General features: G+C 65.9%; 16 protein-coding genes and 1 tRNA gene. 6 read left to right on the top strand and 11 right to left on the bottom strand.

What is annotated here, in order from left to right:
* Window positions 1-272 precede the first annotated feature (272 nt).
* Window positions 273-1,937 (top strand): D-alanyl-D-alanine carboxypeptidase, encoded by a 1,665-nt coding sequence (locus J2S75_RS00235; protein ID WP_307017077.1) that lies wholly within the window; start codon window positions 273-275, stop codon window positions 1,935-1,937.
* A 14-nt stretch (window positions 1,938-1,951) separates the two neighbouring features.
* Here the strand turns inward: J2S75_RS00235 and J2S75_RS00230 are convergent, their stop codons facing one another.
* Both J2S75_RS00230 and J2S75_RS00225 read right to left on the bottom strand, forming a co-directional pair.
* The gene (locus tag J2S75_RS00230; RefSeq protein WP_307017075.1) at window positions 1,952-2,650 is read right to left on the bottom strand and encodes a DnaJ domain-containing protein; all 699 of its coding nucleotides are present in this window, start codon (window positions 2,648-2,650) and stop codon (window positions 1,952-1,954) included.
* Window positions 2,647-3,375, bottom strand: coding sequence for a VWA domain-containing protein (locus J2S75_RS00225; protein ID WP_307017073.1), 729 nt, complete (start codon window positions 3,373-3,375; stop codon window positions 2,647-2,649). The genes J2S75_RS00230 and J2S75_RS00225 overlap by 4 nt, the downstream gene beginning before the upstream one ends.
* Before the next feature lie 148 nt (window positions 3,376-3,523).
* Between J2S75_RS00225 and panC the strand changes: the two genes are divergently transcribed.
* A complete protein-coding gene (panC, locus tag J2S75_RS00220; protein WP_307018456.1) occupies window positions 3,524-4,390 on the top strand; it encodes a pantoate--beta-alanine ligase in 867 nt (288 codons plus the stop codon).
* 5 nt (window positions 4,391-4,395) lie between these two features.
* On the opposite strand, the gene J2S75_RS00215 is transcribed toward panC, so the two are convergent.
* From J2S75_RS00215 to J2S75_RS00205, 3 genes are all read right to left on the bottom strand, one after another.
* Window positions 4,396-4,593 (bottom strand): hypothetical protein, encoded by a 198-nt coding sequence (locus tag J2S75_RS00215; protein WP_307017071.1) that lies wholly within the window; start codon window positions 4,591-4,593, stop codon window positions 4,396-4,398.
* A 69-nt stretch (window positions 4,594-4,662) separates the two neighbouring features.
* Window positions 4,663-5,097 (bottom strand): DUF1489 family protein, encoded by a 435-nt coding sequence (locus tag J2S75_RS00210; protein ID WP_307017069.1) that lies wholly within the window; start codon window positions 5,095-5,097, stop codon window positions 4,663-4,665.
* 27 nt (window positions 5,098-5,124) lie between these two features.
* Entirely contained in the window at window positions 5,125-5,796 is a 672-nt protein-coding gene (locus tag J2S75_RS00205; protein WP_307018454.1) for a glutathione S-transferase family protein, read from the bottom strand.
* A 589-nt stretch (window positions 5,797-6,385) separates the two neighbouring features.
* Between J2S75_RS00205 and J2S75_RS00200 the strand changes: the two genes are divergently transcribed.
* Window positions 6,386-7,069 carry a DUF599 domain-containing protein gene (locus J2S75_RS00200; RefSeq protein WP_307018452.1) on the top strand — a complete coding sequence of 228 codons (684 nt, stop codon included), beginning with the start codon at window positions 6,386-6,388 and terminating at the stop codon, window positions 7,067-7,069.
* Window positions 7,059-7,352, top strand: coding sequence for a DUF3253 domain-containing protein (locus J2S75_RS00195; RefSeq protein ID WP_307017067.1), 294 nt, complete (start codon window positions 7,059-7,061; stop codon window positions 7,350-7,352). Before J2S75_RS00200 ends, J2S75_RS00195 begins: the two co-directional genes overlap by 11 nt.
* A gap of 38 nt (window positions 7,353-7,390) precedes the next feature.
* Here J2S75_RS00195 and J2S75_RS00190 read toward each other — a convergent pair whose 3' ends face one another.
* Both J2S75_RS00190 and mgtE read right to left on the bottom strand, forming a co-directional pair.
* Entirely contained in the window at window positions 7,391-8,200 is an 810-nt protein-coding gene (locus J2S75_RS00190; protein WP_307017065.1) for a YdcF family protein, read from the bottom strand.
* A gap of 16 nt (window positions 8,201-8,216) precedes the next feature.
* The gene (mgtE, locus tag J2S75_RS00185) at window positions 8,217-9,611 is read right to left on the bottom strand and encodes a magnesium transporter (RefSeq protein ID WP_307017063.1); all 1,395 of its coding nucleotides are present in this window, start codon (window positions 9,609-9,611) and stop codon (window positions 8,217-8,219) included.
* Window positions 9,612-9,769: 158 nt separating this feature from the next.
* Here mgtE and J2S75_RS00180 point away from each other — a divergent pair, with 158 nt between their 5' ends.
* Window positions 9,770-10,063: an acylphosphatase gene (locus J2S75_RS00180; protein ID WP_307017061.1), complete on the top strand. Its 294-nt coding sequence runs from the start codon at window positions 9,770-9,772 to the stop codon at window positions 10,061-10,063.
* On the opposite strand, the gene lipB is transcribed toward J2S75_RS00180, so the two are convergent.
* Window positions 10,060-10,794 carry a lipoyl(octanoyl) transferase LipB gene (lipB, locus tag J2S75_RS00175; protein WP_370874076.1) on the bottom strand — a complete coding sequence of 245 codons (735 nt, stop codon included), beginning with the start codon at window positions 10,792-10,794 and terminating at the stop codon, window positions 10,060-10,062. The two genes, J2S75_RS00180 and lipB, sit on opposite strands and share 4 nt — an antisense overlap.
* Before the next feature lie 172 nt (window positions 10,795-10,966).
* On the opposite strand from lipB, the gene J2S75_RS00170 reads away from it, so the two are divergent.
* A tRNA-Leu gene (locus tag J2S75_RS00170) sits at window positions 10,967-11,051 on the top strand.
* A 104-nt stretch (window positions 11,052-11,155) separates the two neighbouring features.
* Here the strand turns inward: J2S75_RS00170 and J2S75_RS00165 are convergent.
* From J2S75_RS00165 to crcB, 3 genes are all read right to left on the bottom strand, one after another.
* Window positions 11,156-11,929 carry a polysaccharide deacetylase family protein gene (locus J2S75_RS00165; RefSeq protein ID WP_307018450.1) on the bottom strand — a complete coding sequence of 258 codons (774 nt, stop codon included), beginning with the start codon at window positions 11,927-11,929 and terminating at the stop codon, window positions 11,156-11,158.
* A 133-nt stretch (window positions 11,930-12,062) separates the two neighbouring features.
* Complete coding sequence (locus tag J2S75_RS00160) at window positions 12,063-13,157, bottom strand: RluA family pseudouridine synthase (RefSeq protein ID WP_307017057.1); 1,095 nt, start codon at window positions 13,155-13,157, stop codon at window positions 12,063-12,065.
* 48 nt (window positions 13,158-13,205) lie between these two features.
* Window positions 13,206-13,589: a fluoride efflux transporter CrcB gene (gene crcB, locus J2S75_RS00155; protein ID WP_307017055.1), complete on the bottom strand. Its 384-nt coding sequence runs from the start codon at window positions 13,587-13,589 to the stop codon at window positions 13,206-13,208.
* Window positions 13,590-13,606: the final 17 nt, after the last annotated feature.

Raw genomic sequence — 13,606 nt, 5'->3', positions numbered from 1 at the left:
CCAAGACGGTCAACAAAATTGTGCGACGCAACATTACCGCTGCGACACGCAGGCTCCGCACCATCTTCATGCCATATCAACAGCGTTGATGAGCCTTCTTTACGACTCTGTAACCCTGCCCTTTTTAAGCTTTGGGAAGTGATGGTTCGGCAGGGTTCCTTAACGGTCTAGGCCTTCGCAGCGGCAACAACGCCGCGCCGCAGCGGCCTTTTTCCTGACGAACGGGTTGAGTTCCGGCATCACATGCCGGCAGCGAGTAGCGGGACGAACAGATGCGGGTTCCGGAGATGGTCGGCACCACTTTCATGCGTGCCGCCGTGGCGGTGTTGGCGGTCTCCATCCTCGGGGCCGGCTTTGCAGAGGCCGCGCCGAAGAAGAAGACGGTTCGGGCAAAGCCTGCGGCGTCCCGAAACGTGGCGAGCACCGGCAACTGGCATCGGGGCTATTCGCACATCGTGGTCGATGCCAATACCGGCCGCGTTCTCGACGCCGACAATGCTGACGCGTTGCGCCATCCTGCCTCTGTCACCAAGGTGATGACGCTCTACCTGCTGTTCGAGCAGCTTGAGAGCGGCCGGATGAAGCTGAACACGCCGCTTCGCGTTTCCGCTTACGCCGCAGCACAGCAGCCGTCCAAGCTGGGCGTGAAGGCCGGTTCAACGATTTCGGTCGAGGACGCCATCCAGGCGCTGATCACCCGCTCGGCGAATGACGTTGCCGTGGTGGTCGCCGAGAACATCTCCGGCAGTTCCTCCTCCTTCGCCAATCTGATGACGCGGCGGGCTCGCCAGCTCGGCATGTCGCGCTCGGTGTTCAAGAATCCCAACGGCTTGCCCAATCCCGAGCAGGTGACGACGGCCCGCGACCTCGCGACCCTTGGCCGTGCCATTCAGGAACGCTTCCCGAAGTACTACGCCTATTTCGAGATCCGCAGCTTCCAGTATCGCGGCGTGGCCATTCGCAATCACAACCGCCTGCTGGGGCGTGTCGACGGCGTCGACGGGATCAAGACCGGGTACACTAATGCGTCCGGCTTCAACCTGCTTACCAGCGTGAAGAAGAACGGTCGTTACGTCATCGCCGTCGTGATGGGCGGCGCCAGCGCTGCCTCGCGCGATGACCGCATGGTGGCCCTCATCAGCGAAAACCTCGGCAAGGCTCAGGCCGGCCGGCAGATGGTGGCGCGCATGAGCAGCCCGCCGCCTGGCGCTTCCCCCGACGACGCCTCTGCTTCCGTAGCCATTGCGGAAGAGGCTCCGGCCGCGCCCAAGACCATTCCGGTGCCGACCACCAGCCCGCGTGTCGCCCTGGCCTCGGCTGTTCCCGATATGGAGCCGACCGCTTCCGTCCCGACACCCGCCCCCTCTCCGGCGCGCCCGGCCCGGGCCGCGGGGAATGCTCCGGCCGGCACCACTCCGCCCGTTGGATCCGCCGCCCCGATCGTGCCGGTCGCGGTCAAGACCGTCGCGGTGGCTCGGCCGAGCCAGCCGGTTGCCACCTTCAGCAACCAGCCGGGCATTCTGGGTACGCTCTCCTTCACCAGTAACGGCTTCATCGCGGAGTCCTCGGAGACCGCAGCTGCCGCTCCGGCGCAGCATGCCATCCGCCAGCAGGTGCAGGTGGCGAGCGCGGGCCCGATCGAAATTCCGCGCCAGGAAGCTGAGACCGCCGAGGAGTCCACGGCTCCGCGCTCCGGCTGGGCGATCCAGATCGGCGCTTTCGGCAGTGAGGCCGATGCCCGCGCGCAGCTTGCCAAGGCGCAAAAGAAGGCCGGCCGGGCCCTCGCGAAGGCCGATGCCTACACGGAGCAGGCAGTGAAGGGTTCCACCCGGATCGTCCGTGCCCGGTTCGCCGGCTTCGATGCCGAGTCCACCGCACGCAAGGCCTGCGATGCCCTGAAGCGCAGCGATTTCGGCTGCATGGTGTTCCGCAACTGATCCGGGGGGAGGCGTCAATGGCGGTCGAGCAGGACATCCTTCGCTTCGTTTACCCGGGCAGCGAGATAGTTCGACCCGCCCTGGTCGGGATGGAGTTTCTTCATAAGGGAACGGTGAGCCTGGCGGATCTGGTCCGGCCCCGTCCCCGGCTCAAGCCCCAGGATCTGGTAGGCCTCCTCTTCCGTCATCGCGCCGCGGCGCGGCGGGTCAGCGCGCCGCCCGCCCGCTTGTCCCTCCATGTTCTCACGCCAGCCGGGCGACCGGCGGTCAAGATAAGCTTCGAGTAGCTGGCGGCTCTCGACATCGACGTCGAGGGCGAGACGGGCAAGGCTCTGGACATCGAGGGCGTCAAGCGCCGCTCCGGCGAAGGGGCCGTTGGTCACCGCGCCCGTCAGTCGTCCGCTGTCATGGTCGAGTTCCATGTCGAGAAAGGCGGTGCGCACAGTGGAGGTCCGCCCCTCGGTCGGCGCACTCCGGCTGGACGTGAACGCCTTGCGGATGTCCCACCCAAACAGCGACAGGCCGAAGATTCCCAGGGGCAGCGCCGTCTCGATATGCCCTCGCATGCCGAGAAAGCCGGCAATGAGGATCAGCGCGCCGCCTCCTGCTCTGCGTCCGAACTGAGCGAGCACCGCCGGATTGGCACGGCCAAACGCCTTGAGGCCGTAATAGAGCAGCGCGACAATCGCCGCCCCGATCAGCAGATTGATCATCGCGTATCCTGCATGGCGGAAATGAGCCGGCGCGCCCCGGGCGAGGCGCCGGCCAACGCGGCGAGCGCTTTCGTGCCGCCGGCCGCGTAGGAAGCGGCGGCACGCAGCAAGGCCCGCAGTTCGGCCGAAGCGCCCGCATCGAAACGGCAAAACGCGCCTTTCGTCAGCCGTGCGATCTCGCGAAAAGCGCGCTCGGCCTGCGGATCGGCTCCCTCCTGGAACATGAAGGCAGGCACGCCTCGCAGGGCAAGCGGGCCTGCCTCGGCGCAGAGCGCGTCGATGTTCTCTTCCACGGCGTCGCCGACAAAGACCAGTGCGCCGACGGGCCCTTTGGCCGCCTGTCCCGCCGCATGGCTGAGTACGCGGCCGATCTGCGTCCGCCCACCCTGGCATTGGATGCGGGCCATCAGCGCGCCCAGTTTTGCCCCCTCGCTTAGCCAAGGCGAGGCCCGGCATTCGCCGAGGCCACGATAATAGACGAGTTGCATGTCGAGCCCGCCGATACGGGCAGCCTCCTCGAACATTTCCGCCTGCAGGGCGCAGGCAAGGTCCCAGGTTGCTTCGCGGCTCATCGTCGCATCGAGGCCGAAGATGAGGCGACCGCGCTTGTCCGCCGTCAGGGGCGCGCGGCGCTCCAATTCGGCCAGAAAGGCCGCGGTGTCGGCGGAGCGACCTGCCGGGACGTTCGGCGCGGTCCTGACGGGTGTGGTCTTGTCGGCGGCCATGCGGGTCCCTGCTGCGGATTCGGCGCAAGTGTATCGGGGGAGTGGCCTTCGACAACAGCCTGCTCGCCGAGGGTTGAAGATCCGGCCGGCGTTGACCCTCGGCCCGGCTCTGTTAGCTTCCGCGCCCCGAAGGAACGAGATGTCCGCCATGGCAAAACCGCGCGCGATCCGCACTGCCCATACCGTTGCCACGCTGCGAGCGCAGATACAGCAATGGCGTGCCGCGGGGGAGAAGATCGCACTTGTTCCGACGATGGGCGCGCTTCATGCGGGTCATGTGGCGCTGATGACCGCCGCACGGGAGAGGGCGGAGCGGGTGATCGTGACGATTTTCGTCAATCCCACCCAATTTGCACCGACCGAGGACCTGTCGCGCTACCCCCGGACACTGGAGGCCGACCTCGTCAAGGCCGAGGCCGCTGGGGTGGACATGGCGTTCGTGCCCGATGTCGCCGAGATGTATCCGGACGGTTTTTGCACCACCATCACCCTCACCGGCCCTGCGCTGGAACTCGAAACCGCCTTTAGGCCGACCCATTTTACCGGGGTCGCCACGGTTGTGGCCAAGTTGCTTATCCAGGCGCTGCCGGACGTGGCCCTCTTTGGCGAAAAGGACTACCAGCAACTTCAGGTCGTTAAGCGTTTGGCCCGCGACCTCGACCTCCCCGTGCAGATCGTCGGCGTGCCGACGGTACGAGAGCCCGACGGCCTCGCCCTGTCGTCGCGTAACGTCTACCTCTCGCCGGCAGAGCGTGCGACAGCAACGAGTCTCCACCGTGCTCTAAACGCAGCCGCAGAGCGGATCGCGCGCGGTGGCCAGGTCGAGACTGCGGTCGAAGAAGCGCGCGCCGCGGTTTGCGCCGCCGGCTTCCAGCTGGACTATCTCGAGGCGCGCCACGCCGAGACGCTCGCCCCCGTCGACGGTCCGGATGACGGCCCCATCCGCTTGCTGGTGGCGGCCCGGATCGGGGCGACGCGCCTCATCGACAATGTGTCAGTGCCGACACTGACGTAACGGCGTCAGCCCATCATCACATAGGCCACTGCCATACCGACGATCACCAAACCGAGGCTGATGCCGAGCACATAGCGCATCGGCTTGACCTCGACGGCTTGACGTTCCTCGGTTTTGGCCTTCACCACCACCTCGCCATGATCGACAATGCGTCGATCGTCGGAGTCGATGTGGGTCATACCTTCGGGGTTCGTCTGGCTCATACCGATCGTCCTTTCGCTCATTCCGTACGGGAATAACGTGCGAAAGGGACTTCGGGTCCCTGCCTCACCTCAGAGAAGTCCGAGCGAGCGCAGTTCGCGGCGGAGTTCGTCCGGCAGGGCTGGAGTCGCGCTGGCCGCTCCAAGGTCTGGGGGCGCTTCGGCAGCCTGGAGGTAGCGCCATCCCTGAAACGGCCGGCTCGGCCGCGGTGCGACGCGATGCACCGTCGGATCAAGCACGAGATGGCACCGGCGGATGCCGTCGCCATCGACGAAAGGACGGATGCCGGTCAGACTCTGCCGGCAGGCGACCTCACCCTTTATCACCCAATAGAGCGATCCGCCGGACAGAAGCTCGGCCGTTCGGGTCGGCACCATGCGCGTGGTGTGCACCTGCTCGACCGCCTCCCCGCGCGCCGCCTTTCCGGCCAGCGATTCGGCGATCCATTCTTCCAGGTCCTCGACCGACACGGCGCCGACGCACAATTTCAGCAGATGGAGCGGCATGGCTGGGTCCGAGACGGGATTTGCGGTCTATACCCGCTTGACCACCGGCCAGTCGACCTCATCCTCGGCGAGTTCTCCCGTTTCCTTCAGGGCCGCCTCCTTCCACGCGACAAAAGCGGGATGGGCATGGATCGCCTCGACATAGGCGGCCGCGACGGGATCGACCTCGATGGCGTAGGTCCGCAGCCGCGTCGCCACCGGCGCATACATGGCGTCAGCGGCGCAGAATGCCCCGAAAAGGAAGTCACCGCTGCTGCCGAAACGCGCACGGGCCTCCCCCCAGCGCCGGGTGATGCGGCGCACGTCCTGCAGCGCCTCCTGCGGAAAGGAGCGGGCCTCGACAGGCCGCCAGAGGTTCATCGGCGCCACGCTGCGCAGCGCGCCGAACCCGTTGTGCATTTCGGTCGCGAGCGAGCGGGCATGGGCGCGGGCGACAGGATCGCTCGGCCAAACGCCCTTTTCGGGAAAGCGCTCGGCCAGATGCTCAAGAATGGCGCTCGACTCCCACACAACGGCCTCCCCGTCGAGCAGCACCGGCACCTTGCCGGCCGGTGAACGGGCGCGGATGCGCTCCTTGAAATCCGGTGCATCGAGCGGCACCAGTTCTTCCTCGAACGGAATGCCCAGCGCCGTCATCGCCAGCCAAGGCCGCAGCGACCAGGACGAGTAGTTCTTGTTTCCGATAATCAGCCTCAGCACCACGTCGACGCTCCCTGGTCCGTTCCGCTGACAGGTTCGGTCATCTCGGACAGTCGTGCAAACGAAGGGCGGTGATGTCGCCCATCAATCCCGTTGATCGTGCCAAGGCATGACCAGACATGACAACGGCCCCGCCTTGGGGGCCGAGCCGTGTCATAGATCTGAGACTTTGGAGGCCAACGCCGTCAGGATCACCCAGCGGCGATCTGAGCGGCTTGGAAGCCCCCGAACAGATAGATAAGGGCAATCGCCGTCAGGAACGCGGCCACAGCCCAACGGGCGACTCCCCAACAGGAGCGCTCGGGAATGGAATTCATGATGACCTCGGAACGATACGTTCACCGCGATGCGCCCGCCGACCGTCGGCGTAGGGGCGCGATCTGAAACACTATTTAATAAATCGTTACGACGTTCGCAACCGCGAAATTGCCACAATCCGGACGCTTGGCGCAGTGCTGCCCTGCCCTGATCGCATGCCCCCGCCCTCGACAAGTCGAGTTGAGATCGGTTGAAAGCACTCTCCACCGCGCGCACCCTCACCGCAGCGCGGACCAACAGGGCGTTGACCGCCGGAGCAATCGAGAGCGCCATGCTGGGGTTCACCTTCATCGATGGGATGGCCTTCGCCGCCTTCTGCCTGTCTTGGGTCGCCTACCATTTGGTGATGGAAGGCGGTTGGGCGGAAAAGCGCACACTGAACCGGCGCATGGATGCGTATCGCTACCAGTGGATGCTGCGCATGCTGGAGCGCGAAAACCGCATCGTCGATGCCCAGATCGTCGCGGCCCTGCAGAACGGCACCGCGTTTTTCGCGTCCACGTCGCTCCTGGCGATCGGCGCCTCGCTGGCCATTCTGCAATCCACCGAAGCGGTGATGGCGCTTTTCCGCGACCTGCCCTTCGGCGTCCAGAACCGCACCAGCTGGGAATTGAAGACACTGGGCCTGACGCTCATCTTCGCCAATGCGTTCTTCAAATTCGCCTGGGCCTACCGGCTGTTCAATTACTCAACCATTCTGCTGGGATCGACGCCTCCTCCGTCCGAAGCCGCAACGCCGCAGGCGCAGGCGCATGTGGTCAAGCTTGCGCGCATGGCCACCATTGCCGGCCGACACTTCAACCGTGGGCAACGCGCCTTCTTCTTCGCGATTGCCTATCTCGGCTGGTATATCAATGGTTGGGCGCTGATGGCGGCGACCTTTGCCATCTTCCTCGTCATGATCAACCGGCAGCTGGGCCGGGACTCGCAGTGGGTACTCGACAATGACGGATAATCCTTCCCGCCCCTCCGAGGAAGCCGTCGAGGCGGCGATTCTCTCCGTCGCCAGCCAGCCCGGCGCCGCCAGAACGGTAACGCCGGAAGAGGTCGCGCGCAGCGTCGCCACCGGAACCGATTGGCAGAGCCTGCTCCCGTCCGTGCGGCGCGGCGCCCTGCGTCTCGCCGAAGCCGGCCGGCTGGTGCTTTATCGCAAGGGCAAGCCTGTGGCCCCGGCGGACCTGCGCGGCGTCTATCGCCTTGGGCTTCCGCCCGGCGGCGATGGGGCAACAGCGCCTTAGAGCCTGCGCGATCGCCTCCAGAGCTAGCTACCGGCGGACTATCCGCCCGCCGGAGCTGCTGGCGCCGGCAGCGGGCTGTCGATACGGCCCGTGAGGTAATACACGGTGAGCCCAATCCACTCACGTAGCGCCAGCTCAAAAAATCCGGCCCCTTCCGCCACCGAACCGAACAGGCGAAAATAACCGGGATCGCCGGTCGTGCGGAAGTCAACGGGATAGGCGGTGACCGGGAAGCCCGCCGCGCGGAAGCTGCCCACGGCTCTCGGCATGTGAAAGGCCGAGGTGACCAACAACCAGTTCTCACCCGGCGCCGGCTTCACCAGCGCGCTTGTCAGACGGGCGTTCTCGGCGGTATTGCGTGAGGTCCGCTCGAACATCACCCGCCCCTCTGGTAGCCCGATTTGCGGCAACGCCAGACGCACCACGTCCGCCTCCTGCATCGCCGACTTCTGGAGCTGGCCGCTGCCACCCGAGAAGATGATCCTTGCCTCGGGATAGCGTCGGGCGAGTTCGCCCAGAGCCAGAATCCGCTCCGCCGATTCCTGGAACGCGGGTTGCCCGCGCGCGGCAGTGATGCCGGGAAGTTCGGCGCCGCCAAGCACCACAATGCCGTCGACGCGCAGGCCATCGTCGATAAAGACGGGAAAGCGCTTCTCCAGCGGGACCAGCATCATCCGCCCGAACGGGCCAAGACCGATCAGCAGCAGCCCCCCGGCGCCAATGGTGGCCAGTGTCAGCCCGAACCGACGCCAGTTCAGGCTGAGGATCAGTCCCCCGACGGCGAGCAAGGTGAGCAGGGTGGAGGGTGCCGCGACCATCCAGAAGATTTTGGAGAGAGTGAAGAACACCCCGCCTGCGCTCCTTTCAGAACCAGAACGACGCGATCGACAGGAAGGCGAAGAAGCCGACCACGTCGGTGATCGTGGTTACAAAGGGTCCCGACGCCACAGCGGGATCCACCTTCAGGCGGTCCAGCGCCAACGGAACGAGGATTCCCCCAAGGGCTGCTGCCGCCAGATTGATGATCATGGCCAGCGCGATGACGAAGCCGAGATCGGCCAGACCGAAGCGGGCAAACACCACAACGGCCATGATGACCGCGAACACCACGCCGTTGAACAGACCCACGAGCAATTCGCGCGCGATGACGCGGCGCGCATTGCTCGGGCGCAGTTCCCGGGTCGCAAGCGCACGCACGGCGACCGTCATGGTCTGCGTCGCGGCATTGCCGCCCTGGCTGGCAACGATAGGCATCAGCACCGCGAGCGCCACCATGCGCTGCAGTTCTCCCTCGAACAACGCGATGACGAAGGAGGCGATGTTGGCCGCGATGAGGTTCAGCAGCAGCCAGGAAAAGCGGCTGCGGGCGATATACCAGAAGCTGTCGGAAAGCTCCTCGTCGCCGGCCACGCCGCCAAGTGCCTTGAGGTCCTCGTCCGCCTCCTCCTGGATCACGTCGACGATGTCATCGACGGTGAGCACCCCGACGAGCCGGCCGGCCTCGTCGACGACGGGAGCGGAGATGAGATTGTAGCGCTCGAACACCCGCGCCACGTCCTCCTGGTCGTCGGTCGCGTTGACGACATGGCGGTCCGGCGTAACCACATCGCCGAGCTTGGCGCCGCGCCTGGTGCGCAGGAGCCGGTCCAGCGGCACTGAGCCATCAAGGCGATAGGTGGCGTCGACGACGAAAACCTCGAAGAAGGTCTCCGGCAGCCCCTCCGTCTCGCCGATATAGTCCAGCGTCTGCCCCACCGTCCAAAAGGGCGGCAGCGCGATGAACTCCGTCTGCATGCGCCGGCCGGCGCTCTCCTCGGGATAATCGAGGCTACGCTGCAGCGCGGCGCGTTCCGGGATGGAGAAGTTGGAGAGGATCTCCTGTTTGTCGGCGTCGTCGAGATCTTCGAGGATGTAGACCGCGTCGTCGGAATCGAGGTCGCGCATGCCCTCGACGACGGTCTGCGTCGGCAACGCCTCCAGAATCTGGACGCGCGCCGTCTCGTCCAGTTCGGTCAGGGCCGTGAAGTCGAAGTCGCTGCCCAGCAGTTCGATCAGCTTCGGCCGATCAGGCGCGGCCAGCGCTTCCAGCAGCCGCGCCACGTCGGTTTCGTGCAGGTCACGGAGAATGGACCGAAGCGCATCGACATCGCTGGCGTCGATCGCGCCGACCACGGCCTCGACGAAGCCGGGGGCTTCGGTCGGATCGCTGTCATGCTCCGACCCGCGCAAGGGGGTGGCGAACTCGGCCTCTTCGCGCATGCCCTGCTCCGGACGGGGTGGTGAGGGAAACGGCTCGACTTTAGCGGAAACGATGCACGTTCGCTGACAGGCCGGTGTTAATGAAGAGTCGGCCGGGGGACAATTCCTTAAGGGCCATGCGGTTTCGCACTACCGGAACTTTGTTGCAGGATTTCACCATGTCGACCGTGACCGCCACCCGACTTTTCGTTCGCGGACGCGTCCAGGGCGTCGGCTACCGGGCTTGGCTGGCGCGGGCAGCCGGGAAGCAAGGCCTCTCCGGTTGGGTCCGCAACCGGCAGGACGGCTCCGTCGAAGCGCTGATCCTGGCCCCCTCGGACACGCTGGCGGCTTTCGTCGCCCTCTGCCGGGTCGGCCCGGCGGCCGCTCATGTCACCGAAGTGGCTACCGAAGACGCGACGATACCCGCGAGCGACGCCGAAGCCGGCTTCACCGTGCGTCCCACCGTCTAGGATGGACTGTCTTCGGTCACCGTCGGCCCGAAGACGGTCTCGAATGACCGACGCAAGGCAAGATCGGCATCGTCCATCGTCACGGGAAGGCCAAGGTCGACCAGGCTGGTCACCCCATGCTCGCGCACGCCGCAGGGAACGATGCCGCCGAAATGCGAGAGATCGGGCTCCACATTCAGCGAGATGCCGTGCAACGTCACCCAGCGGCGCACTCTTATGCCGATCGCGGCGATTTTGTCCTCGCCGGAGCCGGCCTTTTCCGGGCGACGGACCCAAACGCCGACGCGGTCCTCGCGCCGCTCGCCACGCACATTGAACGAATCGAGCGCGCGAATCAGCCATTCCTCCAGGGCGGCGACATAGCGGCGAACATCCGGCTCACGCCGCTTGAGGTCCAGCATGACATAAGCGACCCGCTGGCCGGGCCCGTGATAGGTGAACTGCCCTCCCCGTCCGGTCTGGAAGATCGGGAACCGCCCGGCATCGACAAGGTCCTCCGGCCGCGCGCTCGTGCCCGCTGTATAAAGTGGCGGGTGCTCCAGCAGCCACACCAGCTCGTCGGCCTCACCGCCAGCAATGGCCCCCGCCACACGGTCCATCTCCGCCAACGCTTCGGGATAGGTGACGGGCGAAGAGGACACGCGCCAGCGCACAGGCGCCGCGCCCGGCTGTGGCGGCAGAAGCGGGCTCAGCGCATCGCGGGCGATGGGAACCGACGAAGAGGGGCGCATCTCGTTCATGGCAGATACATAATGGCTGCCACCCCTCCTGTCGCCTCCACCCTGCGGCGGAACTGTCCACAGGCCCGGCCCGATCCGTGCCGGCACTTGTAGACCCCTATTCCATCTGCTAGACGATGCCCCGCTCGCGCTTGCCTCTCACGAAGCAGCTGGCGCCAGCGATGCGGTCGTGGCGGAATTGGTAGACGCGCTGCCTTGAGGTGGCAGTGGGTAACACCGTGGAGGTTCGAGTCCTCTCGACCGCACCAGATTTTCCGGGTTCGGAACACACGGCGACCTTCGGGTCGCCGTTGTCGTTTCAACGGCCTGCCCGTCAAGGCCGGCGACCGGCGGTGCGCCAGCCGCATGAGCGCTAATGAACCGCGGCCGTGCGCGGCGGCGCGGGCACGATGTGCACCACGCGGTATCCCTTCTCCTTCAGCGCGGCGAGGAAGGCGGGCAGCATCTTCGCGGTCTGACCGCGCGTATCGTGAAAGAGGATGATCCCCCGGCCCGCATGGTCGAGCCGGGTCATGACCAGGGTCAACTGTTCCTCCGGCGTCATCGGATTCCAGTCTGACGCCCAGAGATCGGCACCAAACACGCCGATACCGCGCTGCTTGAGATAGTCCAGCAGTTCGGGCGAGGCGCCAAAACCCGGAAAGCGGAAGAAGGGAACGCGGGGATTGGCGCCGCTGGCGCCGTAGGCCGCCCGGTCATCGGCCTTGAAGCCCTTCTCGATGTCGGCCACAGCCTTGTCATAGGGGATATCGGCCAGCGTCATCGGATGAGTCATGCTGTGATGAGCCACAGTATGCCCCTCAGCGATCTCACGACGCACAAGATCGGGATGCGCGGCCGCATTGCGGCCGATGACGAAGAAAGTGGCGCGCACGCATTCACGCGCCAGCGTCTTCAGCACCGAAGGCGTGGTGGCTGGCAGCGGGCCGTCGTCGAAGGTGAGCACCACTTCGCGGTCGGCGAGGTCGAGCGTCTGCGGGAAGTGCTTGGTGCCCACCTGCAGCCCCATCGGATCGACCACGAGCACACGCGAGGTGCCGAGCTTGCCGTCGCAATCGCCGGCACGCGCGGCGGTTGCCCCCACAAACACCGTCAGGACAAACGCGAGCCGAACGACACTGAGCATGGCAAAACCCCAAGTGAGAAAGCGGCCTCTGCCTAGCGGATCGCGGGTGGCGGCGCCATCAGGCGAGGCGCGCGTGCCACGCTCCCCTGCTCTCCGCCCGCCGCATGATTGACGCAGCGGCCCGCAGGGCAGCTCAGCTCTCCGGCGCGTCAACGATCGGGTCGTACTGCGAAGCGTCGAAGCCAAGCACGTTCCAGCTCTGCTGCATATGCGGCGGCAGCGGGGCGGAAACATCGATCAGACGGTCGCCGCGCGGGTGCGGAATCACCAGGCGCCGCGCCAGAAGGTGAAGCCGGTTCTGCAGGCCACCCGGCAGCGGCCAGTTCTCGACGTTGAAATATTTCGGGTCGCCGACGATGGGGTGGCCGATATGGGCGGCATGGGCACGCAGCTGATGGGTGCGCCCGGTCACCGGCTTCATCGACAGCCAGGCCAGTTTCTGCGCGGCATGGTCGACAACGGCGTAATAGGAGATGGCGTGGCTCGCCTCGTCGTCGCCGTGGCGGGCGACGCGCATCTTCTCCGCCGCCTCGTCCTTGGCCAGATAGGTGGAGATGCGCCCCTGCGCCGGGCGGGGCACACCGGGCACCAGCGCCCAGTACACCTTGCGGGCGGAGCGCGAGCGGAACGTCTTGGCGAGTGTCGAGGCCGCAAGGCGGGTCTTTGCCACCAGCAGGATGCCGGACGTGTCCTTATCGATGCGATGAACCAGACGTGGCTTCTGCCCGTCCGTGCCACGCAACGCCTCCAGCATGCCATCGACATGGCGATAGGTGCCCGAGCCGCCCTGAACGGCGAGACCGAACGGCTTGTTCAGCACCAGCACGTCGCGGTCCTCGAACAGGGTCATGTCCTGCAGCGCGCGGGCATCCTTGTCGTCGGAACTGGCACGCCGCACCGCCGGGGCGGCAAGCTCCTCGCCCTCGGCCGGACGAGCGGCGCGGGGAGCACGGACGGTCGGCGCCTCACCCCGTGCGAGGGCCTCCTCCGCTTCCAGATGGTCCGCCGCGGAAAGCTGCGGCTTCTCCTCGAGCGGCGGGATGCGGATGGCCTGACCGGCGGAGAGCCGGGTATTGGTTTTCACCCGCCCGCCTTCGACCCGCACCTGCCCACTGCGCAGCAGCTTCTGCAGATGGCCGAAGGAAAGGTCGGGATAATGGGTCTTGAACCAGCGGTCGAGCCGCATGCCCTCTTCATCCGCGTCGACGCGGCGTGTCTCAACGGCCATGATGTGGGTACTCCTTACCCCTGCACATAGCCGAGACGAGGCGCTACGTCACGCGAGAGCACGCATGATCGCCAGACCCGCGAACACGCCAATCAGCGCGAGCGTCACGGAGCCGACCACATAGAGGGCCGCCAGCCCGATCTCGCCCCGCTGTACCAGCAGCGCCGTGTCCAGGGAGAAGGTGGAAAAGGTGGTAAAGCCACCGAGAACGCCGGTGATGATGAAGGCGCGGGCATGCATGGTCCAGCCGCCGCTTGCGAGAAAGGTCAGCCACCCCGCCACGAGGCCGATGGTGAAACTGCCGATCACGTTGATCGCCAGGGTGCCGTAGGGAAAGCCCATTCCGAACAGACGCATGGCCGTCATGCCAACGGCGTTGCGCAGCACGCCCCCGATTCCGGCGCCGATGAAGATGAGAAGAATACCCTGCACGCCGCTTGCCCCGCTTG

The sequence above is a fragment of the Ancylobacter polymorphus genome (assembly GCF_030813495.1).
Taxonomy (GTDB): Bacteria; Pseudomonadota; Alphaproteobacteria; order Rhizobiales; family Xanthobacteraceae; genus Ancylobacter; species Ancylobacter polymorphus.
This window is presented reverse-complemented; position numbering and strand designations above follow the sequence as displayed.

Bases quoted from the DNA above. Each gene is read 5' to 3' on its own strand.
- J2S75_RS00235 (WP_307017077.1), top strand. From the start codon at position 273: ATGCGGGTTCCGGAGATGGTCGGCACCACTTTCATGCGTGCCGCCGTG.
- J2S75_RS00230 (WP_307017075.1), bottom strand. From the start codon at position 2,650: ATGATCAATCTGCTGATCGGGGCGGCGATTGTCGCGCTGCTCTATTAC.
- J2S75_RS00225 (WP_307017073.1), bottom strand. From the start codon at position 3,375: ATGGCCGCCGACAAGACCACACCCGTCAGGACCGCGCCGAACGTCCCG.
- panC (WP_307018456.1), top strand. From the start codon at position 3,524: ATGGCAAAACCGCGCGCGATCCGCACTGCCCATACCGTTGCCACGCTG.
- J2S75_RS00215 (WP_307017071.1), bottom strand. From the start codon at position 4,593: ATGAGCCAGACGAACCCCGAAGGTATGACCCACATCGACTCCGACGAT.
- J2S75_RS00210 (WP_307017069.1), bottom strand. From the start codon at position 5,097: ATGCCGCTCCATCTGCTGAAATTGTGCGTCGGCGCCGTGTCGGTCGAG.
- J2S75_RS00200 (WP_307018452.1), top strand. From the start codon at position 6,386: ATGCTGGGGTTCACCTTCATCGATGGGATGGCCTTCGCCGCCTTCTGC.
- J2S75_RS00195 (WP_307017067.1), top strand. From the start codon at position 7,059: ATGACGGATAATCCTTCCCGCCCCTCCGAGGAAGCCGTCGAGGCGGCG.
- mgtE (WP_307017063.1), bottom strand. From the start codon at position 9,611: ATGCGCGAAGAGGCCGAGTTCGCCACCCCCTTGCGCGGGTCGGAGCAT.
- J2S75_RS00180 (WP_307017061.1), top strand. From the start codon at position 9,770: ATGTCGACCGTGACCGCCACCCGACTTTTCGTTCGCGGACGCGTCCAG.
- lipB (WP_370874076.1), bottom strand. From the start codon at position 10,794: ATGCGCCCCTCTTCGTCGGTTCCCATCGCCCGCGATGCGCTGAGCCCG.
- J2S75_RS00165 (WP_307018450.1), bottom strand. From the start codon at position 11,929: ATGCTCAGTGTCGTTCGGCTCGCGTTTGTCCTGACGGTGTTTGTGGGG.
- J2S75_RS00160 (WP_307017057.1), bottom strand. From the start codon at position 13,157: ATGGCCGTTGAGACACGCCGCGTCGACGCGGATGAAGAGGGCATGCGG.